Origin of the sequence: Catenuloplanes indicus (assembly GCF_030813715.1) — a bacterium.
GTDB classification, from domain to species: Bacteria; Actinomycetota; Actinomycetes; order Mycobacteriales; family Micromonosporaceae; genus Catenuloplanes; species Catenuloplanes indicus.
This window is the reverse complement of record NZ_JAUSUZ010000001.1, coordinates 8,567,098-8,592,448: the sequence shown is the minus strand read 5'-3', so window position 1 is coordinate 8,592,448 and position 25,351 is coordinate 8,567,098. Positions and strand designations below refer to the sequence as shown.

The window sequence follows — 25,351 nt, the reverse complement described above, 5'->3', positions numbered from 1 at the left end:
GAGCGTGACGCCCAGCTCCCGGGTCAGCGCGATGAGCCCGCCGCCGTCGATGTCGGCCGCGACCCGGTGCACGACCGGGGACGGCCGCGCGGGACCACTGAACGGGGTGCAGGAGACCGCACCGGCCAGGTCCGCGCGCCACGCGCCGACGGCGGCAGGCCGGTCGCGGGCGGCCAGCCACGCGAGGTAGTCGCGGTATCGGGCCGGCTCCGGCAGCGTGCCCGGTGCGCGGTAGAGCGTGAGCAGCTCCCGGATCAGCGGCGCGGTCGACCAGCCGTCGAGCAGCAGGTGATGGCTGGTCACCAGCAGCCGGTGCCGGTCCGGTCCGAGCCGCAGCAGGTGGAAGCGGAACAGCGGCGGCCTGGTCAGGTCCAGCCGGCGGGCTCGCTCCGCCGCCGCGATGGCCTCGGCGCGCTCGAGGATGCCGGTCCGGTGACTCGGGCCGGACAGGTCCGTCTCGGTCCACGGCACGTCGACCCGGTCCGGTACCAGCGCGACCGGGCGGTCCACGTCCTCGGTCCAGAACGCGGCGCGCAGGTGCGGGTGCCGGTCGAGCAGCGCGTTCGCGGCCTGCCGGAGCCGGCCGGCGCCGAGCGGGCCACGAAGATCGAGAACGAGCTGCACCGTGTACGGATCGGGGCCGGAATCCGCGTACCCGCTGAGGAAGAGCAAGCCCTCCTGCAACGGGGACAGCGGCAGGACGTCCGTGATCGCGCTCATCGGGCGGCCCACTTCGCCGCGATCCGGTCCAGCTGCCGCTGGTCGAGCCCGGCGAGCGGCACGTCGGCCGGGGTGAGCCGGGTGGTGACCGCGGCGGCCGCGACCGCACGCAGCGCCCGTTCCCACAGCGTGGCCAGTCGGTCCACGGAGTCCTCCTCGATCGCGGTGGAGACGTAGGCGAAGACGGCCCGCAGTGCGGTCCCGTCCGCACCGGGCACGGCCGTGACGTCGATGCTGAGCGTGTGGTCAGCGACGCGGTGCCCGTCCACCGTGCCGCCGAGACCGCCGTCGATGCGCCAGCCGGCACCGTGGCGGTCCGGCGTGCCACCGATCCGGCCCAGGTAGTTGAACGCGATCCACGGCCGCGGCGCCCCGGTCAGCGCCGGGTGCCGGGCCAGCTCGCGCAGCAGCCCGAACCCGATGCCGTGGTCCGGGACCGTGCCGAGCGACGCGGCCGTGGCCCTGACCGCCGCCGCGGCCCGGCCCGGGTCGGCCTCGGCCTCGGCCAGTCCGGCACCACCGGTCGCGAGCCGCACCGGATAGACCGTGGTGAACCAGCCGACCGTCCTGGTCAGATCGGCGCCGGGCACGATCTGCTGCTCGCGCCCGTGCCCCTCCAGGTCGATCACGGTCTCGTCACCGGTCCACTCGCGCAACGCCAGCCCGAGCGCGGCCAGCAGCACGTCGTTGACGCCCGCCCGCAGCCGGTCCGGCACGTCCCCGAGCAGCGGCGCGGTGTCCGCGGCCGGTAGCGTCCGGCTCAGCTGCGCGACGGTGTCGAGCGTGCCGGGCTCGGCCGCATTCGCGGCAGCGGCGGGATCAGGTGTGCCGGCCGCACCGCCGCGGGCGCCGGGCCCGGCCCCCGGTGTGGACCCGGCGGAGGCCGCCGCGCGGCCGCGCGGTGCCGGGGTGACGGCGTCGAGCACGTCACGCCAGTAGCGGGCCTCCGGTTCGCGGGCGAGCGCCGCGTCCGGCAGCGCCCGCGCCCAGGTGCGCAGCGACGTGGCGACCGGGCGGAGCCGCGGTGTCCGTCCGTGATGGAGCGCGGTGCAGGCCGACTCGAGGTCGGCCGCGAGGATGCGCCAGGAGACGCCGTCGACCACCAGGTGGTGGATCAGGATCAGCAGCTCGGAGCGCCGGCCCGGCCCGGTGTCGCGCCAGAGCGCGTGCATCATCGCGCCGCGCCACGGGTCCAGGCCGGCCCGTGCGGTCGCCAGGGGCAGCTCCGCGTCGCCGGTCACCACGGTCAGCGCCGGCTCCGGCACCTCCGGCGGCACGACCAGACGGCCCGGCTCCAGCCGGGCGCGCAGCGCGTCGTGGTGGCCCAGGACCGCGCGCAGCCCGTCCCGGATCGTCCGCTCGGTCAGCCCGGCCGGCAGACTCAACCGCAACGCCTGGCCGAACTTCGCCACGGCCGGGTCCGCGTCCACGAACCGGCGCATGATCGGGGTCAGCGGCACGGCGCCGGCGCCGGGATCGTGCACCGCGATTCCGGCCTCGGTCGCGACCGCCGCCAGCTCGCGCGGCGTCGGGTTCTCGAAGACGTCCCGCGGTGCGAGGAGCAGCCCGTGGTCGCGGGCCCGGGCGACCAGCTGGATCGACAGGATGCTGTCGCCGCCGAGCGCGAAGAAGCCGTCCGTGGCACCGAGATCGTCCCGGCCGAGCAGTTCCGCGAACAGGTCCACCAGCGTCTGCTCGACATCGGTGGCCGCGTCCGCCCGCTCCGCCTCGACCGTGGCCGGTGCCGGCAGCCGGTCGCGGTCGAGCTTCCCGGCGACCGTGTGCGGCAGCGCGTCCAGCACCATCCACGCGGACGGCACCATCCCGGCCGGCAGCACCTCCCCCGCCAGCCGCGCGATCCGCGCCGGGTCCGGGGCGTCGCCGTCCGGAACCAGGTAGCCGACCAGACGGTCGCGGCCGTCCGGACCGGGGCGGGCCGCGACCGCGGCGGCCGCCACGCCGGGCAGGTCACGGAGCGCGGCCTCGATCTCAGCCGGCTCGATGCGCAGGCCCCGCACCTTGAGCTGGTCGTCCGCGCGGCCGAGGTACTCCAGCAGCCCGGTGCCGGTCCACCGGGCGAGGTCGCCGGTGCGGTAGAGCCGGCCGCCCGGCACGCCGAACGGGTCGGCCACGAATCGCTGCGCCGTCAGCCCGGCCCGGCCGAGGTAGCCGCGCGCGAGCCCGCCGGCCAGGTACAGCTCACCGGTCACGCCCGGCGGCACCGGCGCCAGGTCCGGCCCGAGCACATAGGCGCGGCGGTTCACGTCCGGCCGCCCGATCGGCAGCACCGCGCCCGGCCAGTCCGGCTCGGCCGTCCACAGGGTGGAGTTGACGGTCGTCTCGGTCGGGCCGTAGCAGTTCAGGAACAGCCGCCCGCCGGCCCAGTCCCGGATCAGGTCGCGGCGCAGCGCCTCCGTCCCGACCAGCAGCGTCACGTCCGGGCCGATCGTCGGCTCAGCGGTGCCGGGCCGGGGCAGCGAGGACAGCACGGACGGCGGGATCACCAGGTGGGTCAGCCGCTGCGCGGTGGCGAACCGGGCCAGCGCGGCACCGGCGCGGGCGTGGTCCGGCAGCAGCACGACGGTGCCGCCGCTCAGGATCGAGATGGCCAGTTCCGCCACCGTGACGTCGAACGAGAACGACGCGAACGACCCGACCCGGGCCCCGGCGCCGCCGCGCGACCCACCGGCCATCGTGGCGACCAGGTCCGGCAGCCCCGCGTGCGGGACCGCCACGCCCTTCGGCCGCCCGGTCGACCCGGACGTGTAGATGACGTAGGCCAGCCGCGACGGCACCGGCGCCGCCCGGTCCGGCCGCGTGGCGGGACCGGCAGCCCACGCCATGGCGACGTCGACGACCTCAGGGCCCGGCGCGGGTACGTCTTCTGCGCGCGCCGCGACCGCCAGCACCGGCCGCGCGTCGTCGAGCACGTGCCGTACCCGGGTCGCCGGGTGGTCCGGGTCGATCGGCAGGTACGCCGCGCCGGTCTTGGCCACCGCCAGGATCGCGGTCACCACCTCCGCGGACCGGCGCAGCGCGACCGCGACGATCCGCTCCGGCCCGGCGCCGCGGCCGAGCAGCGCGTGGGCGAGCCGGTTCGCGGCCGCGTCCAGTTGCCGGTAGGTGAGCTCGCGGTCGCCGTCGGCCAGCGCGACCGCGTCCGGCCGGGCCGCCACCTGCGCCTCGAACAGCCCGGCCAGGTCGGTGAACGGTACGTCCCGCGCGGTCCGGTTCCACCCGTGCCGGACCAGCTCGCGTTCGCGGTCGTCCAGCACCCGTACCGTGCTGATCCGCTGGCCGGGGTCGGTGAGGACGGCGTGCAGGACCCGGTCGAGGCGGTCCAGCAGCCGGTCCGCGGTGCCGTCGTCGAAGAGGTCGCGGGCGCAGGTCAGTTCCAGCGTGGTGGCGCCGGTGGCCGCGTCCTCCTCGATGACGAACGTCAGGTCGAACTTCGCGACGGTGAACTCGGCCGGTTCCGGCGCCACCTCCAGGCCCGCGAGACCGAAGCCGTCCTGGTCCGCGTACCGGTGGGTGGTGACGACCTGGAAGAGCGGGTGCCGGGACAGCGAGCGGGCCGGCGCGAGATGCTCGACCAGGCGCTCGAACGGCAGGTCAGAATGGGCGAACGCGGCCAGGTCGGTGCGCCGCACCCGGTCGAGCAGCTCGGTGAACGTGGGGTCGCCGGAGACGTCGGTGCGCAGCACGAGCGTGTTCAGGAAGCAGCCGACCAGGTCGTCGAGCGCGGCGTCGGCCCGGCCCGCGATCGGCGTGCCGAGCGGCAGGTCGGTACCGGCGCCCAGCTTGCGCAGCAGCACCGCGACCGCGGCCTGCAGCACCATGAACACGGTGACGCCGTGCGCCGCGGCCACCGACCGCAGCGCCGCCGCCAGCTCCGTCGACAGTGGCCGGCGGCCGAGTTCACCGCGGTAGGTGGCGACCGGCGGGCGGGGGCGGGCGCCCGGGAGCGCGAGTTCCTCGGGCAGGCCGGCGAGTTCCGCGCTCCAGAACGCGAGCTGTTCCGCGGCCAGTGGCGTCTTGTCGTCGCCGGTGCCGAGCAGGTCGTGCTGCCAGAGCGCGTAGTCGGCGTACTGCACCGGCAGCGGCGCGTCCCATTCCGGCGCGGTTCCGGACACCCGGGCCGCGTACGCGATGGCGAGGTCGGTGAACAGCGGCCGGGCGGACCACTCGTCGGCCGCGATGTGGTGCACCACGACCGCGACCACGTGCTCGTCCGGCCCGGCCGCGAACGCGTGGAACCGGATCGGGATCTCCCGGTCCAGCCGGAACGGCCGGTGGATCGCCTCCGCGACCGTACCCTCGGTGATGATCGTGACCGGGTGCGGCGCCCGGATCGACTGCGCGGCCCGGCCGCCCGGCGCGGGGTAGACCGTGCGCAGGATCTCGTGCCGGGCCACCACGTCGGACGCGGCCGCGGTGAACGCCTCCAGGTCGAGCGCGCCGCGGAACCGGGCCGTGAACGGGATGTTGTACGTGCCGGACGGCCCGTCCATCCGGTCGATGAACCACAGCCGTTGCTGCGCCGGGGAGAGCGGCAGCGGGTCCGGGCGCGCACCGGCCCGCAGCGCCGGCCGGTCCCCGCCGCGCCGCAGCCGCTCCGCGAGCGTGCGCACGGTCGGCGCGTCGAACACGTCGTGCAGCGCCAGCTGGACGCCGAAGACCGTGCGCAGCCGGGCGACCAGGCGCACCGCGAGCAGCGAGTGGCCGCCGAGCGCGAAGAAGTCGTCCTCCGCGCCGACCCGGTCGACGCCGAGCAGGTCCGCGAAGACGCCGGACAGCACCTCCTCGCCGAGCCCGCGCGGTGCCTCGGCGCCGGCCGGTGCGGACGCCGGGTCGGGCAGTGCCCGCCGGTCGACCTTGCCGCTGGTGGTGAGCGGGAGCTCGGCCAGCACCGTGAACGTCGACGGGATCAGGTACTCCGGCAGCGTCCCGGCGAGCGCGGCGCGCAGCGCGGCCGGTGCGAGGTGACGCTCGTCCGCGGGCGTGACGTATGCGGCGAGCCGGTCGCCGTGCGCGACCACCACGGCGGCCGCGATGCCGGGCAGCGCGGCCAGCGCGGCCTCCACCTCGCCCGGCTCGATCCGCAGACCGCGCACCTTCACCTGGTGGTCGGTGCGGCCGAGGAAGTCCAACGCGCCGTCCGGCCGCCACCGGGCCAGGTCACCGGTCCGGTACAGCCGCTCGCCGCGGGCGAACGGGTCCGCGACGAACCGTTCCGCGGTCAGCGCGGCCCGGCCCAGGTAGCCGTCCGCGAGCTGCACGCCCGCCAGGTACAGCTCGCCGGGCACGCCGTCCGGCACCGGCCGCAGCCGGCGGTCCAGCACGTACGCGCGGGTGTTCCAGACCGGCCGCCCGATCGGCACGTCGTCGCCGGTCACGTGCCACGCCGTCACGTCCACCGTGGCCTCGGTCGGGCCGTAGAGATTGTGCAGTTCGGCGTGCGGGAGCAGGCCGCGGGTGGCGGTGGCCAGGTCGGCGGCCAGCGCCTCACCGCTGGTGACCAGCAGCCGCAGGCTCGCGCAGGACCCGGCGGCCGGGGTGGCGGCGAACTCACGCAGCATCGACGGCACGAAGTGCGCGACCGTCACACGCGCGCGGCGGATCAGCGCCGCGAGGTAGCCGGGGTCGCGGTGGCCGCCCGGCCGCGCGATGACCAGCGGCGCGGCCGCGAGCGCGGGCCAGAAGAACTCCCACACGGACACGTCGAACGTGGCCGGTGTCTTCTGCAGCACCGCGTCGCCGTCGCCGAGCCGGAACGCGGCCTGCATCCATTCCAGCCGGTTGGTCAGCGCGCGGTGCGGCACCCGGACGCCCTTCGGGCGCCCGGTCGACCCGGACGTGTAGATGACGTAGGCGGGCAGGTCCGGTGACGGCGGCGGCAGGTCGGCGGCCGGGCCCGCGGACCAGGCGCGCACGTCGTCCGCGCCGAGCACCAGGCGGGCACCGGCGTCGGCGCGCAGCAGCTCGGCGCGCTCGTCCGGGTGGTCCGGGTCGATCGGCAGGTACGCGGCCCCGGCGCGCAGCACGCCCCAGAGCGCGATCACCAGCTCCGGGCCACGCGGGATCCGCACACCGACCACGTCGCCGGGCGCCACGCCGCGGTTGCGCAGCGCGCGGGCCAGCGCGGCCGCGGACCGGCTCAGCTCCGCGTAGGTTACCGGCACGCCGCCGTCCGGCAGCAGCGCGATCGCGTACGGGTGGGCGCGCGCCGCCTCGATCAGCCGGTCGACGACCGTACCGCCGGGCACGTCGTGCGCGGTCGCGTTCCGCTCCCGCAGCGCCACGCGCTCCGCGGGCAGCAGCACGTCCAGTTCGGACACCCGCGTGCCCGGCGTCGCCGCCGCCAGCAGCCGGGTCAGACGGCGCAGCACGGTCCGCGCGCTGCCGTGGTCGAACAGGTCCGCGGCGTAGTTGAGCGACACCGCGTCGTCCTCCAGCAGGAAGCTGAGGTCGAACTTGGCCGTGTCCGGCGCCTGCGCCACCGACTCGCTCACCAGCCCGGCCAGCCGCACCCCGGGCTCGCCCGCGCGGTGCTGGTTGACCAGGATCTGGAAGAGCGGGTGCCGAGCCCGCGCGCGTTCCGGCCTCAGCTGCTCGACCAGCAGCTCGAACGGCACGTCCTGGTGCGCGAGGTCGGCCAGGTCGGCGTCGCGCACGCGCGCGGCCAGCTCGGCCAGCGTCGGGTCGCCGGACACGTCCGTGCGCAGCACCACGGTGTCGACCAGGAACCCGACCAGGCGCTCCAGCGCGGGTTCGGTGCGGCCGCCGACCGGCGCTCCGAGCGGGATGTCGTCACCGGCGCCGAGCCGGGACAGCAGCGCCGCGACCGCGGCCTGGAACAGCATGAACGGGGTGACGCCGAGCGTACGGGCGAGCGCGTCCAGCCCGTCCGGCCGCGGCTCGCTGACCGTGCCGCCGGTGTAGCCGGGCAGCGCGGGCCGCGGCCGGTCGGTGGGCAGTGTCAGCTCGGCCGGGGCACCGGCCAGCCGGTCCCGCCAGTAGCCGGCGCTCCCCCGGTGCTCCCGCTGCCACAGCGTGACGTCCGCGTACTGCACGGCCAGCGGCGTCCACGACGGCGCGTGCCCGGCGTGCCGCGCGGCGTACGCGGTCTCCAGGTCGTCGACGAGCGGGCCGGTGGAGAGCGCGTCGGCCGCGGTGTGGTGCAGCAGGATCAGCAGCAGCCACTCCGCCGGCCCGGTGCGCGCCAGGTCGACCCGGATCGGCGGCTCGGCGTCGAGCGCGAACCGGTGCCCGGCCGGCAGGTCCGCGTCCGGGTGCACGGTGAACACGTCCGGCGCCTCGGCGAGGATGTGCTGCCACGGCTCGCCGTCGTGCTCGACGAGCAGCGTGCGCAGCGGCTCGTGCCGGGTCACCACGTCCGCGACCGCGGCGCGCAACGCGTCCACGTCGAGGTCGCCGCGCAGCCGGGACAGCAGCGGGATCGTGTAGACCGTGCCGGGGCCCTCCAGGCGGTCCAGGAACCACAGGCGGCGCTGCGCGAACGACAGCGGGATGCGGTCCGGCCGGGGCCGCGCGGTGATCGGCGGGCGGGCCGGCCGATCGGTCAGCCGGCCGGCCAGCTCGCGGGCGGTCGGCGACTCGAACACCGCGCGCAGCGGCACCTCGGCGCCGAGCACCGCGCGGATCCGGGAGACCAGCCGGGTGGCGGCCAGCGAGTGGCCGCCGAGGTCGAAGAAGTCCTGGTCCACCCCGGCTGACGGGAGGCTCAGCACGTCCGCGAAGAGCTGGGCGAGCAGGCGTTCCCGCTCGGTGCCGTCCGCCGCGTCCACCGGCTCGCCGGCCGGCGCGTCGAGCCGGGCCAGCGCGCGCCGGTCGGTCTTCCCGCCGGGCAGCCGGGGCATCCGGTCGACCGGGATCAGCGCGGCCGGTACGAGCTGCGCCGGGAGCGTGCGGCGCAGCGCGGCCCGCACCGCCGGCAGATCGAAACCGGCCCCGGGCACGAGGTACGCGCGCAGCTCCGTCTCACCGGCGGGCGAGGTGCGGGCCAGCACGGCCGCCTCCGCGACCCCGTCGAGCGCCGCGAGCGCGGCCTCGACCTCGCGCGGCTCGACCCGTACGCCGCGGATCTTCACCTGGGCGTCCGCGCGTCCGCGGAGCGCGATGCCGCCGCCGGGCGTGCGCCGGGCCAGATCGCCGGTGCGGTAGAGCCGCCGGCCGGCCGCGAACGGCGACGCGACGAACCGGGTGGCGGTCAGCCCGGGCGCGTCCCGGTAGCCGCGGGCCAGGCCGGCGCCGCTGAGGTACAGCTCGCCGGTCGCGCCGGGCGGGACCGGGCGGAGCCGGGCGTCGAGCACGTAGACCGCGGTGCCGGTGACCACGTCGGTGAACGCCGGGTGCTCCGGGTGCGGGCGGGCCAGGCTGTCGCCGCTGGCCTCGGAGCAGCCGTAGAGATCGGTGATCCCGGGCAGCGCGGCGGCCAGGTCCGGGGTGAGCGTCTCGCCGCTGGTGACCCAGCGGGTGACGGACGCGAGCCGGTCCGGGCCGGTCTCGGCCAGCAGCGTGCGGAGCTGGCTCGGGACCATGGTCATCCGGGTGGCGCCGGCGGTCTCGATGAGCGCGGCGAGCGCGTGTGTGTCGCTCCGGGTGCCCGCGTCCGCGAGCACCACGGTGGCGCCGGCGATCAGCGCGCCGAGCAGTTCGGTGGTGCCGTCGATGAAGCTGGGCGAGCTCTTCGCCACCACGGTGTCGCCGGGGCCGAGCGGCAGCGCGGTCTGTCCCCAGTGGAGTCGCGCGGCCAGGCCGCCGTGGGTGCCGACGACGCCCTTGGGCCGGCCGGTCGAGCCGGACGTGAAGATGACGTACGCCGGGTTGTCCGGCCGGGCGCGGCCGGTCCGCGCCGGATCCTGTGCCGGGACCGCGGATTCCGGGCCGGTGAGCAGCAGCGGGCCGGTCCAGTCCCGTACCGGTGCGACGGTCTCCCTGATGTCCGCGGACGTGATAAGCAGCGCGGGGCGCGCGTCCGCGAGCATCAGCGCGATGCGGCCGGCCGGGTATCCGGTGTCCAGCGGCAGGTAGGCGGCACCCGCGTGCAGCACCGCGAGCTGCGCCACCACCAGGTCGATCGAGGGCGGGAGCGCGAGCGCGACCACGTCCTCCGGCCCGGCCGGCAGGCGTCCGGCCAGCGCCACGACCCGCCGGTGCAACGCCGCATAGCTCACCTCGGCCGCGCCGTCGGTCAGCGCCGGGTGCTCCGGGTGGCGGGACGCGACCGCAGCGAACATCTCCGGCACCAGCGCAACGGTGACCGGCGGCTCCGGCGGGGCGGTCAGCGCGGCGCGCTCGGCCGGTGCGAGCAGGTCCGCGGCACCGATCGGCGCGTCCGGCGCGGCGACCACGGCGGCGAGCAGGCGGGTCAGCCGGTCCGCGAGCCCGGCGACCGTGCCGCGGTCGAACAGCTCGGTGGCGAACTCGATGCCGGCACCGAGCGGGCCGTCCGCGTCGTCGCCGAAGAAGCTGAACGTCAGGTCGAACTTCGCGGTGTCCAGGCCGAACGGGATCGCGGTGGTCTGCAGACCGGCCACGCCGAGGTCCATGTCCAGCCGGTGCTGGTGGGTGACCATCACCTGGAACAGCGGGTTCCGGGACAGCGAGCGGGCCGGGCGGAGCACCTCGACGAGGCGTTCGAACGGCACGTCAGCGTGGTCGAACGCGGCCAGGTCGGTGCGGCGGACCCGGCCGAGCAGCTCCGCGAAGCTCGGGTCGCCGGACGTGTCCACGCGCAGCACCAGCGTGTTCGCGAAGAAGCCGACCAGGTCCTCCAGCTCCTGCTGGGTGCGGCCGGCGATCGGCGAGCCGAGCGGCAGGTCCTCGCCCGCGCCGAGCCGGGTGAGCAGTGCCGCGACCGCGGCCTGCACGGCCATGAACGGCGTCACGTCGTGCGCGCGGGCCAGCGCGAGCAGTCCACGGTGGACCGGGGCCGGGATCTCGTACATCAGGTAGTCACCGGCGTATCCGGCGACCGCGGGCCGGGGCCGGTCGAACGGCAGCGCCAGCTCCTCCGGCGTGCCGTCCAGCGCGGTGCGCCAGAACGCGACCTGGCTCGCCGCGACGCTGTCCGGGTCGTCCTCCGCGCCGAGCAGGTCCCGCTGCCAGACCGCGAAGTCCGCGTACTGCACCGGCAGCGGCGGGAACGCGGGCGCGCGGCCGAGCCGGCGAGCCTCGTACGCGCGGCGCAGGTCCGCGAACAGCGGCCCGACCGACCACTCGTCGCCCGCGATGTGGTGCTGCAGCACGAGCAGCACGTGGTCCTGCGGCGCGAGCGCGAACAGGTGCGCGCGGACCGGGATCTCCGCGTCGAGCGCGAACCGGTGCCCGGCCGCCTCGGTCAGCCGCGCGTCCAGGTCCGCCTCGGTGGCCGCGCCGACCGTGAACGGCAGCGACGGGTCGGCCAGCACCTCCTGCAGTCCCTCGCCGTCGCCGTCCCGGAAGACCGTGCGCAGGCTCTCGTGCCGCGCGACCACGTCGGACAGTGCGGCGCGCAGCGCGTCCACGTCCAGCGCGCCGCGGATGCGCAGCACGGCCGGGATGTTGTAGGTGGCGCTGGGCCCGTCGAGCCGGTGCAGGAACCACAGGCGGCGCTGGGCGAACGACAGCGGCTGCGGACCGGAGCGGTCGCGGGCGGTCAGCGGCGGACGGCGGCGGCCCGCGTCCAGCAGCCGGGCCAGGTCGCGCGGCGTGGGCGCCTCGAACACGTCGGACATCGACAGCGTGGTGCCGAACACCGCCTCGACGCGCGCGACCAGGCGGGCGAAGAGCAGCGAGTGGCCGCCGAGGTCGAAGAAGCTGTCGTCCGGGCCGACCTCGGGCACGCCGAGCACGGACGCGAACACGCCGCACATCAGCTCCTCGCGCGGGCGGGCGCCGCCGGACGGCCGGGCCGTGCCGGTGACCGCGGGCGCGGCGCCGGGCAGCGCGGCCCGGTCCACCTTGCCGTTCGGGGTGAGCGGGAAGGCGTCCAGCGTCACCACCGCGGACGGCACCATGTGCTCGGGCAGGCTCCGGCCGGCGTACGCGCGCAGCGTGACCTGGTCCGGTTTCTCCTCCGCGCCGGACGGCGTCACGTAGGCGATCAGGCGGCGGCCGACCACCTCGTCGTCGACGGCCAGGACCAGCGCGGACGCGACCGTGGGGTGCGCGGCGAGCGTGGCCTCGACCTCGCCCGGCTCGACCCGGAAGCCACGGATCTTGATCTGGTGGTCGGCGCGGCCGAGGAACTCCAGGTCGCCGTCCGCGCGCCAGCGGACCAGGTCACCGGTGCGGTAGAGGCGCCCCGGGCCGAACGGGTTCGCGACGAACCGGGTGGCGGTCAGGCCGGGCACGCCCCGGTAACCGCGCGCCAGGCCGGTGCCGCCGGCGTACAGCTCGCCCGGGATGCCGGGCGGGACCGGGCGCAGCAGCGCGTCCAGCACGTAGACCGTGGTACCGGCGACCGGCCGGCCGATCGGCAGCGCGGTGCCGGACGGCTCACCGGCCCGCCACAGCGTGGCGTCGACCGTGGTCTCGGTCGGGCCGTAGGAGTTGAAGAACACGTGCCCGGCGTCGATCCAGCGGCGGGCCAGCTCCGGCGGGCAGGCCTCGCCCGCGACGATCACCACGGTGCCGGGCGCGACCGCGTCCGTGGGCAGCTCCGCCAGCGCGGACGGCGGCAACGTCAGATGCGTGATCCGCTCCTCGGTGAGCAGCCGGGCCAGTTCCGGGCCGAGCCGCCGCTCCGGTGGCGCGACCACCACGGCCGCGCCGGTGCCGAGCGCCATGCACAGCTCCCACACGGACGTGTCGAAGCTCTGCGACGCGAACTGCAGCACCCGGTCGCCGGGGCCGGGCCGGAACGCGTCCGCGACCGTGCGGACCAGCGCGGGCAGTCCGGCGTGCGTGACCACGACCGCCTTCGGCCGGCCGGTCGAGCCGGAGGTGTAGATCGTGTAGGCCGCGTTGTCCGGACGCGCGCGGTCCGGCTCCCGCGACGGCCCCTCGGCCTCCAGCTCGCTGAGCAGCACGACCGGCGCGGACGGCGGGAGCAGGCGGGTGTGCGCGGGTGCGATGATGACCAGCGCGGGCGCGGCGTCGTCGAGGAGGTACGCCACACGCTCGGCCGGATAGTCCGTGTCGACCGGGACGTACACCGCACCGGCCTTCAGCACGGCCAACATCGCCACGATCTGGTCGGCGGACCGGGGCAGCGCCACCACCACGCTGCGCTCCGGGCCGATGCCGCGCGCGGCGAGCCGGCCGGCCGCCACGTCGGCGCGCGCGTGCAGCTCGCGGTAGGTGAGCGTGGTGCCCTGGTGCACGACCGCGGGCGCGTCCGGGTCGTGGCCGGCGACCAGCTCCGCGAACGTGGCCCCGGGTGGAGCCGGCTCGGTGCGGTTGCGGGCGTCCAGCAGATCGGCGCGCTCGCCCGGGGCGAGCAGCGGCAGCCGGGCGTACCGCCGGCCGGGGTTCTCGATGATCGTCCGAAGCGTGTCGGTGAGCCGTCGCGTGGCGCGTTCCGCGGTCGCGCGCGGGATCGCCTCGGCGCGGTAGCGGACGTCGAGGCGCAGCCGGCCGCCGGGCGTGGCGATCACGCCGAGCGGATAGTGGCTGCCCTCGGCCGACTCGACGCCGTGGATCCGCAGCCCGGCACGGCTGCCGAGCGCGTCCAGCACGCCCTGGTCGAGCGGGTAGTTCTCGAAGACCGCGTACGTGTCGAACAGCTCGCCGCCGCCCGCGGACAGCTCCGCGAGCCGCACGTGCTGGTGTGCCAGCAGCCCGGCCTGGCCGGCCTGCACGCGGGTGAGCAGCTCCGCGACCGTCTCACCGGCGCGCGGCGTGACGCGGGCCGGGATCGTGTTGATCAGCAGACCGATGATCTCGTCGGCGCGGGGCAGCTCCGGTGAGCGGCCGGAGCCGCTGAGCCCGAACACCACGTCCGACTTGCCGGTCAGTTCGCCGAGCACCAGCGCCCAGGCGGTCTGCAGCACCGTGTTCGCGGTGACCTCGTGCCGGCGGGTCAGCGCGCGCAGCGCCTCCGTCTCGTCCTCGGTCAAGAACGTGGTGATCTCGGTGGGCGTGCTGCGGCCGTGCAGGTCCGCGCCGAACGCGACCAGCGTGGGACCGTCGAGCCCGTCCAGGTAGCGGCGCCAGGCCGCGACGGACGCCTCCGCGTCCTGAGTGGACAGCCAGGCCAGATAGCGGCGGTACGGGACCGGAGCGCCCAGCCCGGCCTCGTCGCCGCGCGTGCCGTACAGCGTGAACAGCTCGGTGACCAGCCGCGGCACGGACCAGCCGTCCAGCAGGATGTGGTGGAACGTGAGCAGCACCGTGTAGCGCGTCTCGTCCGTGCGGACCAGCGCCAGGCGGAGCAGCGGCGGCCGGCCCAGGTCGAACGGGCGGGTGCGCTCGTCCGCCGCGATCCGGTCCAGCTCGGCGCGGCGCGCGCCGGCGTCCAGCGCGGTCAGGTCCGCGGACCGCCACGGCAGCTCGGCCGTGCGCGGCACCAGCGCGACCGGGTCGCCGCTGCGCCGGAAGCGGAACGCCGCCCGCAGGTTCGGGTGCCGGCGCAGCAGCGTCTCACCCGCGCGCCGCAGCGCCGCCGCGTCGACCGGTCCCTCGACGTCGAACGCGCGCTGCACCGCGTAGACGTCGGCGGCGGCGTCACCGTAGGACGCCCAGACGAGCAGTCCGTGCTGCAGCGGGGACAGCGGAAGGACGTCCTCCAGGCCGGTCATGCGTTCCTCCACAGGTCGTCGAGCTCGTCCGCGCCGATGTCGACGAGGACGGCGTCGTCCGGGTCCGGCGCGCGCCGGCCGGACAGGTGTCGCAGGGCGTGCAGGTAGTCGTCGGCGAACGCGCGCATGCGCGGCTCGTCGAGGTGCCGGCCGGGCCAGGCGAGCCGCAGGTGCAGCGCGCCGTCGACCGCCGCGGCCGTGATGTCCAGCGGGTACGGGATCGGCAGCGCCGGGTCGGCGTACCCGCCGATCGGTTCGGTCTCGTCCACCGGCGCGAAGTCGCGGTGCGTGCCGGTACTGAACCGGCCCAGGTAGTTGAACCGGATCTGCGGCTCCGGCGCGTGCAGCACGCGCCGCAGGTGGCGCAGCTGGCCGTAGCCGAGGCCGTGGTCCGGGACGGCCTTGCGGGCGGCCGCGACCCGGGCCGGGTCACCGGCGTCCAGCCGGACCGGGTACATGCTGGTGAACCAGCCGACCGTGCGGCTGACGTCCGCGTCGAGCACGTCGTCGTTGCGGCCGTGGCCCTCCAGCAGCACCGCGACCGGTCGCTCGCCGAGCGCGGTGACCAGCGCGGCCAGCAGCACGTCCTCGGCGCCATGGGTGAGCACGGCCTCGGTCTCGCCGGAGTCGAGACTGCGCGTCAGCTCGCGCCGGGTGGCCGCGGTGTCCCGGGCCGCGTCCAGACGCAGACCGGGGAACGGCGGTGGCGCGTCGAGCGCACGCTGCCAGTGGTGCAGCTCGGTGGTCCGCCTCGGCGTCGCGGCGTCCGTGGCGAGCAGCGCGGTCCAGTCGTCGAAACCGGTCGCGGGCGCGGGCAGCGGGACGTCCGCCGCGGCCGCGGCCAGGTCGGCCATCAGGATCCGCCAGCTGACGCCGTCGACGACCAGGTGGTGCGCGACCACGAGCAGCGTGCCGGTGTCGCGCAGCAGCACCCAGCGGGTCACCGCGCCGGCGTGCGGGTCGAGCAGCGCGGCGGCGGTGACGGTCGCGTCCTCCGGGTCGCCGGTGGCGACGGTGAGGACGTCCGCGGCCCGGACCGCGCCGGGCGGCGCCGCGGTGATCCGCCAGTCGGCGTCGACGCGGGCGCGGAGCATCGGGTGCCGGTCCAGCACCCGCTGGACCACCCGGGTCAGGCGCTCCTCGGTCAGGCCGGCCGGCAGGCGCAGCAGCACGCGCTGGCTGTAGCTGCCGGTGGGGCCGCCGAGGTCGCGCAGCCAATGCATGATCGGGGTCAGGTGCGGGGTGCGGAACGCGTCCTTCGCCGGGGTGCGCGGCGCGCGGCGCGGCGCGGCCGCGGCCGTCGCCAGCGCGGCGGCCGTCCGGTGGGTGAAGACGTCCGCGGCGGTGAAGTGCAGACCGGCGGCGCGGGCGCGCGCGACGAGCTGGATGGCGAGGATGCTGTCGCCGCCGAGCGCGAGGAAGCTGTCGCCGGGCTCCGCGTGCGGGATCTCCAGGATGTCGGCGAAGATCGCCGCCAGCCGCCCGGCCGGGTCGTCGCCGTCGGCGGGCCGGTCGTCCGGGCCGGCGGCCGGTGCGTGCTCCGGCACGGTGGCCGGCCGGTCCGCCGTGCCGCCGGTGGCCGGGTGCAGGCCGGCCCGGGTGATCGGCGCGGACAGGCCGGCGGCGAACAGGTCCAGCAGGCCCCGCAGCTCGGCCAGGAGCGCGTGCGCGGTGTCCGCGTCGCACAGGTCCGGGCGGTAGCCGAGCGCGAGGCCGATCTCGTCGCCCGGGAAGACCGTCAGCGTCACCGGGTAGTGGGTGGCGTCGTCCGCCTCGATCGCGACCAGGCCCGCGTCACCGCCACCGGCCGGGCCGAGCAGCGCGGCCTCGTCCAGCGGATAGTTCTCGAACACCAGCAGCGTGTCGAAGAGCGTCCCCAGGCCGGCGGCCCGCTGGATCGCGGCCAGCCCGAGCCGGTGGTGCGCCGCGGTCGCGGCCTGCCGCTCCTGCAGCCGGGCGAGCACGTCGCCGACCGAGTCCCCGGCCCGCGTCTCGCACCGCGCCGGGACCGTGTTGACGAACAGCCCGATCGCCCGGTCCAGCCCGTCGATCTCCGGTGGCCGGCCGGACACCGTGATGCCGAACGTGGTGTCGGACCGGCCCGTGCGCCGCGCCAGCAGCAGGCCCCACGCGCCCTGCAGCAGCGTGTTGAGCGTGAGCCCGCGCGCCCCGGCCCGGCGCCGCAGCGCGTCACCGAGGTCGCCGGGCAGCGTCGTGCGCACCTCGGCGGGAAGCGTGCCCCCGGCCGGCGGCGCGTCCGGGAGCAGCAGCGTGGGCCCGTCCAGCCCGGCCAGCAGGGTGCGCCACGCCGCCCGGTCGGCGGACTCGTCGCGGTTCGCGAGGTCGCGTAGGTAGGCGAGGTGGGCCGCGGAGCCGTCCGGGGCCGCGAGCCGGCCGCTGTAGAGCGCCAGCAGGTCGTTGACCAGCAGCGGCGCGGACCAGCCGTCCCAGGCGGCGTGGTGGCCGGTGATGATCAGGGTGCCGGTGCCGTCCGGGCCGGTCACCAGGTCGAACCGGAACAGCGGCGGCTCGGCGAGGTCGAAGCGCTCCTGCCGCCGCTCCCGGGCCAGGCCGTCCACCTCGCGGTCGCGATGCTCGTGCAGCGGCACCGGGGCGGGTGGATGCACCACCGCGACCACCCGGCCGGACTCGACCGGCCGCAGCCCCAGCCGTAACCCCACGTGGCGGGCGAACACCGCCTCGATCGCGGCCCGCATCCGGCCCGCGTCCGGCACCGTGCGGAACCGGAGCCGCAGCTGCACCGTGTAGACGTCCAGCCGCGTGCCCGCGGTGTGCGCCAGCGCGACCAGGCCCTCCTGCAACGGACCGGCCGGCACCACGTCCAGCCAGCCCGGCTGGTCCGCGTCCAGACCGTCCACGTCGTCCTGGGTCAGACCGTCGAACAGCAGATCCGAGGGGGTACGGCCGCCCGGCGCGTCCGCGACCGCCCGGCTCAGCGCCACGAAGGCCGAGCCGAGCGCGTCCCGGAACCGGTCCAGGTCGTACGCCGCGTCGCCGAGCAGCACCGCGTGCAGTGCGCGGCCCCCGACGGTCCAGGCGACCAGCTCCGCGCCCCGGCCGTGCGGGCCGGCGTCGCCGAGCAGCGCCGGGTCCAGCCCGTCCGGCAGATTGCCGAGGTAGTTGACCAGCAACTCCGGCTCGGGCAGTGCCGCGAGGCCCGGCGCGGTCTGCGGATTGAGGTGGCGCAGCAGGCCGTAGCCGAGCCCGCCGCCGGGAACCGCGCGCAGCGTCTCCTTGACCGCCTTCAGCGTCGCCACCGGATCCGCGCCGGCGACGCCCGCGAAGCGCACCGGGTGCAGCGTGGTGAACCAGCCGACCGTGCCGAACGTGGCCTCGTCGTCGCGCCCGTGCCGTTCGACCGCGACGGTCACGTCCCGGCCCGTGCCGTCCGCCGCCGTCGCCGTCGCGGCGTGCACCACCGCGGCCAGCAGCAAGTCCTCGCCGGTGAAGCCGTACCGGTCGACGGCCCAGTCCCACAGCGGCGCGAACACGTCCGCCTCGACCGACAGCGTGGCGCGGCCGGTGTTCCCGGCCGTGGCCGCCGGGGGCAGGACCGGGGTGCCGGCGGCCGACGTGCCGAGCCAGTAGCCGTACTGGCCGAGTACCCCGGGGCTGGACGCGAGGTCACGCAGGCGCGCGGACCAGGCGCGGAACGGCAGCGGGCCGGCGATCGGCAGCGGCGTTCCGGCCAGGGCGGCACGCAGGTCCGCCCAGAGGATGCCCCAGGAGACCGTGTCGACCGCCAGGTGATGGATCACCGCGACGACCAGCGGTGCGCCGCCGTCGGTGGCCGGGATCAGGCACCAGCTGGAGTTCCGGGCCGCGCGCGGGTCAAGCGTCGCCACTGATTCCTCGATCAGTGCGCGGGGCACGGCGCCGGCCGCCGCGGCGTCCGGGGCGGACCGCACGAGACGAGCGGCGGGTGGCGTCTCGTCCCGCGCCGGGATCGTCAGTGACCAGTGGCCGTGCGCGCTGATCGTCAGCCGGGCCCGCAGCATCGGGTGCCGGTCGAGCAGCGTCTGCACCGCTGCGGTCAGCGCGGCCAGGTCCGTGCCGGCCGGCAGCGTCGCGGTCGCGGTCTGCACGGCGCCGCCGAGTTCGCCGCGCTCCCGCAGCCGGTGCATGATCGGCGTCAGCTCGACCGGTCCCTCGGCCGCGGTCTCCGCCGTTACCGCGGGCGCGGTAACGGCCGCGACCAGCGGCTCGGCGACCGCGGCGAGCGCGGCCGGGCTCTGGTGCGCGAACACGTCCTTGACCTGGATCCGCAGGCCGGCCGCGCGGGCGCGGTTCACCAGCTGGATCGCGAGGATGCTGTCGCCACCCGCGGCGAAGAACCCGGTGTCCGGCAGCACGTCGGCCCGGTCCAGCACCTCCGCGAAGACGTGGCTCATGACGCCCACCGGATCGGCACCCGCACGGCCGGCTGCCGTCCCGGCGGCTGCCGCCGGGGCGGGCTGCTGACTGATCGCACGGTCGGGCGCGGCTCCGGCTGCCCCGGCGCCGGACGGCGCCGGTGGGCCGGCCGGGAGCGCGCGGCGGTCGAGTTTGCCGCTCGGCGTGAGCGGCAGCGCGTCCAGGACGCGGATCGTGGACGGGACCAGTGCGTCCGGGACCACGGTGCCGAGCCAGCCGCGGACCGCGTCCGGGTCCAGGGCGGTGCCGGGCGTGGGAACGACGAAGCCGAGCAGGCGGGCGTTGCCGGAGCGGTCGGTCCGGGAGGTGGCGGCGGCCGCGCGGACGCCGGGGTGGCGTTGCAGCGCGGCCTCCACCTCGCCGAGCTCGATCCGTACGCCGCGCACCTTGACCTGGTCGTCCGCCCGGCCGAGGTAGTCGACCGCGCCGTCCGGGCGGCGCCGGGCCAGGTCACCGGTGCGGTAGAGACGTTCGCCGGGGACTCGCGGGTGGGCGACGAAACGGGTCGCGGTCAGCCCGGCCCGGCCGAGGTAGCCGGTGGCGAGCTGGATGCCGCTCAGGTAGAGCTCGCCCGGCACGCCGGCCGGCGCGGGGCGGAGCCGGCGGTCCAGGACGTGCGCGCCGGTGTTCCACACCGGACGGCCGATCGGCGCGGGCGTGCGGGTGTCCGCGTCGCCGGTGCGCCACGCGGTCACGTCGACCGCGGCCTCGGTCGGACCGTAGAGGTTGTGCAGCTCGGCCGGGAGCGTCGCCCGGAAGCGCGCGACCAGCGCGGCCGGCAGCGCCTCACCGCTGCAGAAGACGCGGCGCACGCCCTCGCACTCGCGCACCCGGGGGTCGGTCAGAAACGCACCGAGCATCGACGGTACGAAGTGGAGCGTACTGACCCGGTGCCGGGTGATCGTGTCGACCAGGTAGCCGGGGTCGCGGTGACCACCGGGCGCGGCCAGCACGAGCGTGGCGCCGGCGAGCAGCGGCCAGAAGAACTCCCAGACCGACACGTCGAACCCGGCCGGCGTCTTCTGCAGCACCACGTCGCCGCTGGCCAGCGGGTAGGCGTGCTGCATCCACAGCAGCCGGTTGACGATCGCCCGGTGCGGCACGACCACACCCTTCGGCCGCCCGGTCGACCCCGACGTGTAGATGACGTAGGCCGCGTCCCCGGGCGTGGGCGCTCGGCCGTCGCCGGGTCTGGCGGCGCTGCCCTCGCCGGGTGCGGCGGCCAGCGTGCGGACCGTGTCGGCGTGCAGGTGGACGACCGGGCGGGCGTCGTCGAGCATCAGCGCGGTGCGCTCGGCCGGGTGGTCCGGGTCGAGCGGCAGGTAGGCGGCACCGGCCTTGTGGATCGCGTAGAGCGCGACGATCAGCTCGATCGAGCGCGGGATCTCGACCGCGACGATCGTGCCGGGCCCGGCGCCCCGGGCGCGCAGGCCGGCCGCGACGCGGGTGGCCTCCGCGTCCAGGCCGGCGTAGCTGAGCGTGCGGCCGGTGGCGTCGTCGACGATCGCGGTCCGGTCCGGGTGGGCGGCCACGGCGGAGCTGAACAGCGCGGGGAGCGTGGTGTCCGGGACCTCGGCGTCCGGTCCGCGGGCCACGTCCCAGGCCGTGTCCGGCAGCACCGGCAGGCGGGACAACCGGCTGTCCGAGTGATCAGGCAGTCCGGTCAGGACGGTCAGCAGGGACTGAGTCAGCGCTTCGATCCGGGCGGCGTCGAACAGCGCGGTGGCGTACTCGATCCGGAGGTCGAGGCCGTCCGTGCGCTCGGTGAACTTGACGGTCAGGTCGAACTTGGCCGTGCCGGTGTCCGCCAGCCGCGCCCGGCCGGAGACGCCGCCGAGCCGGAGCGTCTCGTCCTGCGCGTACTCGTGGATGATCATGATTTGGAAGAGCGGATGCCGGCCGGGCTCGCGCGGCGGGTTGAGCGCCTCCGCGACCCGCTCGAACGGCAGATCCGCGTGGTCGAACGCGGCCGCGTCGGCGCGCTGCACGCGGTCGAGCAGCGCCCGCACCGTGGGGTCGCCGGACAGGTCGGTGCGCAACACGACCGTGTTCAGGAAACAGCCGACGACCGCGTCCAGCGCGGGGTCGGGACGCGCGGCCACCGGCGTACCGATGGGCAGGTCCTCCCCGGCGCCGAAGGCGTCGAGCACGATCGCGGTCGCCGCGTGCAGCGCCGCGAACGTGGTGACCCCGCCGTCCCGGGCCAGGTCACGCAGCCTGGCATGCGCACCCGCGTCCAGCGTGGCCCGGTGCACGGCACCGGCGCTGTGCGGCTCGGCCGGGCGCGGCCGGTCCCGGGCGATCGGCACCTCGGCGGGAAGCCCGTCCAGCGTGCGCCGCCAGAAGCGGAGCTGCCGCTCCCCGATGCCGCGGCCCTCGTCCACCTGCCCCGGCGTGCCGGCCCGGTGGGCGAGAAGTGCGGCGTGCCAGCGGGTGTAGTCGCGGTAGCTCATGGAGAGCGGTGCGACCGCGGGCGTGCCGCCCTCGGCGTGTGCCGCGTAGAAAGCCGCGAGGTCGGTCAGCAGGACACCGGTGGCGGCCTGATCACCGGCCACATGGTGCAGGACCAGGACCAGCGTGTCCGTCTTCGGCCCGCGCAGCAGCACCGCGCGCAGCGGTGGCCGGTGCGCGAGGTCGAACGGCTCACTGACCGCCCGGTCGATCAGCGGCGCGACCACCGGCCCGGCGTCGTGCACGGTGAGCAGATCACCGGGATCGGCGAGCACGCGCTGCCAGGGTCCGTCCGCGTCCTCCGCGACGACGGTCCGCAGCGTCTCGTGCCGGAGGGCCAGGTCGCGCAGTGCGGCCCGCAGCACATCCGGGTCCACGCGGCCGTCCAGCTCCGCCACGAGCGGGATGTTGTAGAGCGCGCTGTCACCGTCCAGCCGGCCGGCGAACCAGAACCGGCGCTGTGCCGGGGACAGCGGCGTGCGGTCGTCTCCTGATCCGCCGGTCAGCGTCGGTCGTGCGCTGCGCCGGGCGTTCTCAACGGTACGGGCGAGCGCGGCGAGGGTCCGGCCGGTGAACACGGCACGGAGGTCCAATTCCGCGCCGAGACGCTCCCGGACCAGGGTCAGCAGCCGGGCCGCGGTCAGCGAGTGCCCGCCGAGCGCGAAGAAGTCGTCGTCCACGCCGACCTCGGGTACGCCCAGCAGCTCGGTGACGATCCCGGCCAGCGTCTCCTCGACCCGGCCGTGCGGCGCGCGGCCGGTGGCCGTCGTCTCGGGCTCCGGCAAGGCGCGGACGTCGAGCTTGCCGTTCACGGTCGTCGGCAGCGCTCGCAGCGGCACGATCGCGGCGGGGACGAGATAGTCCGGCACCCGTTCGCGCAGATAGGCGTTCAGCACGGCGGCGAGGTCCGCGCCTGGCTGCCCGAGCGGGGTGACGGCGGTGCCCGGGCCGGTTCCCGCTTCCGCGTCCGGCACGTCCGATGCCTCGCCGGCGGCCGGCCCCGGCGTCCGGGAGGTGTCGGCTGTCGCTTCCGGCGCACCCGAGGCGGCACTGGCCGCCGCGTCCCGCGCACCGGAGGCGGTGGCCGGGACCACGTAAGCGACGAGGATCGGGCCGGCCGCGGATTCGCGGGGCACGACGACCGCGTGCGCGACGCGGGGGTGCGCGGCGAGCACGGCCTCGGTCTCGCCCGGCTCGACGCGGAAGCCGCGGATCTTGACCTGGTCGTCCGCGCGTCCGAGGTATTCGAGGGCGCCGCCGATGCGCAGCCGGACGCGGTCACCGGTGCGGAACAGGCGGGCGCCGGGCCGGCCGCACGGGTCGGCGACGAAACGGGCGGCGGTCAGACCGGCTCGGCCGGCGTAGCCGCGGGCCAGGCCGGGACCGCCGACGTACAGTTCGCCGACGCCGCCTTCGGGCACCAGTCGCAGCGCGTCGTCCAGCACGAGCGCCCGCGCACCCGCGACCGGCGTGCCGAGCACCGGCTGCGCGGCATCCTCGACGGCCGCGTGCAGCGCGTCCACCGTGTACTCGGTCGGGCCGTAGGCGTTGATGCTGACCGGTGCGTCAGTCAGCGCCCGCAGCCGGGACCAGAGCGCGGGCGGCGCGGCCTCGCCGCCGAAGACGAGCACGGAGGGGCGGTGCGCGGCCGGGTCGAGCAGCCCGGCGTCGAGCAGCAGGGTCAGGTGGCCGGGTGTGGTGTCGACGTAGTCGATCCGCTGGTCGCGGACCAGCCGGACCAGGGCGGCCGGGTCGCGGTAGACGTCCTCGGGCACCAGGACCAGCTCGTGGCCGGCGACCATCCACAGCAGCGGGTCGAGCGCGGCGTCGAACGACAGCGGCGCGGTGTGCGCGATCCGCAGCCGGCGCCCGGCCGGCACGCGGGCCATGATGCCGTCCCGGTGGCCGGCCAGCAGCGACGCGAGCGCGCCCTGGCTGACCTGCACGGCCTTCGGCCGCCCGGTCGACCCGGAGGTGTAGATCGCATACGCGAGCCGTGCGTCGCCGACCGCCGACGCCCCCGAGCCCGAGCCGGCGGCCGGCGCCGCGACGGACGACGGCACGGAGGCGGCACCGGACGGCGACGCGGAACCCGCACCGGACGCGGAGGCGGCACCCGGCGCCGAGGCGGCACCGGCAAACGACACGGAAAAGGCAGGCGACACGGAAAAGGCAGGCGGCACGGAAACGGCAGGCGGCACGGAAGGGACACTCGGCGCTGAGGCAGCGCCGGCAACCGGCGCGGAAGCCACATCCGGCACGGAAGTGGTAACCGGCACGGAAGTGGTAACCGGCACGGAAGCCGGACCCGGCGGCGGTGCGGAGACGGCGAGGACGGCGGTGCCGGGCGGTGGGGGCACGGGCGGGGTGGCCGGGTCCGCGACGAGCAGCGCGAACGGGGCCGCGTCGCGGAGCATGAAATCGAGGCGGTCGGCGGGCTGGCTCAGGTCGAGCGGGAGCCAGGCAGCGCCGGTGCGGGCGACGGCGAGCATCGCGATCACTACGTCGGCGCCGCGCGGCAGGGCCAGTGCGATCAGGCGCTCCGGCCCGGCGCCCGCGGCGCGCAGCGCGGTCGCGAGGTGTTCCGCCGCCGTGTCCAGCGCGGCGAACGTCCACGACCGGTCCCGGTCGTGCAGCGCGACCGGGTCCGGAGTCGCCGCGGCCTGCGTGGCGAACGCGGCGGCGAACGACGGGCGCGGCTCGGGTGGCAGCGCGCGCCCGGTCAACTGTCCCCCGGCGACGCGCGCGGACGACGTACCCGCGAGATTGATCTTGTGCAGAGGGCCGTCGAAGGCGGCGAGGAACTCGCCGAAGCCGCGCAGGTATCCGTCGGTGTCCGCGGGGCTGTAGGCGCCGGCGTTCGCGTCCAGGTCGAGCAGGAGCCCGGTGCCCGAGCGGCGGACGGAGAGCGTCAGGTCGTCGACCGGCCCGGCGGCGACGCTGCGCAGTTCCGCGACCGCGGTGCCGAAGTCCAGCCGGTAGTCGAAATACTTGAGGTTCACGCTGGGGCCGTGGATCGGGCCGGTGCGGGCCAGGTCCTCGCCGCGGTAGCGCTGATGCCGGCGGGCCGACCCGAGCGCGGCGGCGGTCTGAGCGGTCAGCGCGGCGGCGTCCGCGCCCGGCGGCACGGTCACCCGCAACGGCAGCACGTTCGCGGCGTCGCCGGGGACGCGCAGCAGCGCGCCGGCCCGCGCGGTGAACGGGATGCCGATACTGACCTCGGGTGAGCCGGTGAGCCGGGACAGGTAGGCGGCGAACGCGGCGAGCGCGGTCTCGCCCCAGGAGGCGGTGCCGGCGGCGGCGAACGGCACCTCGATGCTGCTGCGGTGGAACGGGCCGGGCGGCTGCGGCCCTCGCCCGCTGAGCGTCGGCACAGTCCAGCCGGTGCCGGTCCGCTCCGCCCAGAACTCGCGGTCGGTGCGCCGGCCGGCGGACTCCCGGTAGGCCGCGTCCGCCTCGATGAGCAGCCGGTACGGGCGGAACGGGCTGTCGCCGTCCGGCGCCCCCTGCGAGCGGGCCCGGTAGACGTCCGCGATCCGCGCGCAGACCAGCGGCAAGCTGTAGCCGTCGAGCACCAGGTGGTGCGCGCGCGGGCACCACCAGTGCAGGTCCGGGCCGAGCCGCAGCAGCGTGAACTCGGCCAGCGGGTCCCGCGCCGGGTCGCGCGGCACGGTGAACGACGTGGCGAGCCAGGCGCGGGCCGCGGCGGCCGGGTCGGGTGCGCCGCTGAGGTCGACGCGCGCGGTCGGTGGCCGCCGGCCGGGCACGATGGTCTGACTGACCGCTCCGTCGAGGACGTCGAAGCGGGCGCGCAGCGATTCCGCTTCCCCAGCGACGGTGGCGCAGGCGGCCTCGAGCAGGCCCGGATCGAGCGGGCCGCGGATCTCGGCGTAGCCGCCGATGTCGTAGGCGGTGGTGCCGGGGTGGAGCTGAAGGGCGTACCAGACGCCCAGTTGGGCCTGGGTCAAGGGCAGCCGCGAACCGTTGTTCTCGTTACTCAC

3 protein-coding genes (1 of these 3 cut by a window edge) are annotated in these 25,351 nt (G+C 76.4%); all 3 read right to left on the bottom strand.

Annotated elements, in window-relative coordinates:
* Tightly spaced (each overlapping or abutting the next), the 3 genes in view from J2S42_RS38520 to J2S42_RS38510 form a layout consistent with a single transcriptional unit that may run on beyond the window.
* Nucleotides 1-720, bottom strand: the beginning of a protein-coding gene (locus tag J2S42_RS38520) for a non-ribosomal peptide synthetase (RefSeq protein WP_307247488.1). Its footprint begins 5,481 nt before the window's first position; only the first 720 of its 6,201 coding nucleotides appear in the window; its start codon is at nt 718-720; its stop codon lies beyond the left edge, outside the window.
* Entirely contained in the window at nt 717-14,465 is a 13,749-nt protein-coding gene (locus J2S42_RS38515) for a non-ribosomal peptide synthetase (protein ID WP_307247486.1), read from the bottom strand. Before J2S42_RS38515 ends, J2S42_RS38520 begins: the two co-directional genes overlap by 4 nt.
* Entirely contained in the window at nt 14,462-25,351 is a 10,890-nt protein-coding gene (locus J2S42_RS38510) for a non-ribosomal peptide synthetase (RefSeq protein WP_307247484.1), read from the bottom strand. The genes J2S42_RS38515 and J2S42_RS38510 overlap by 4 nt, the downstream gene beginning before the upstream one ends.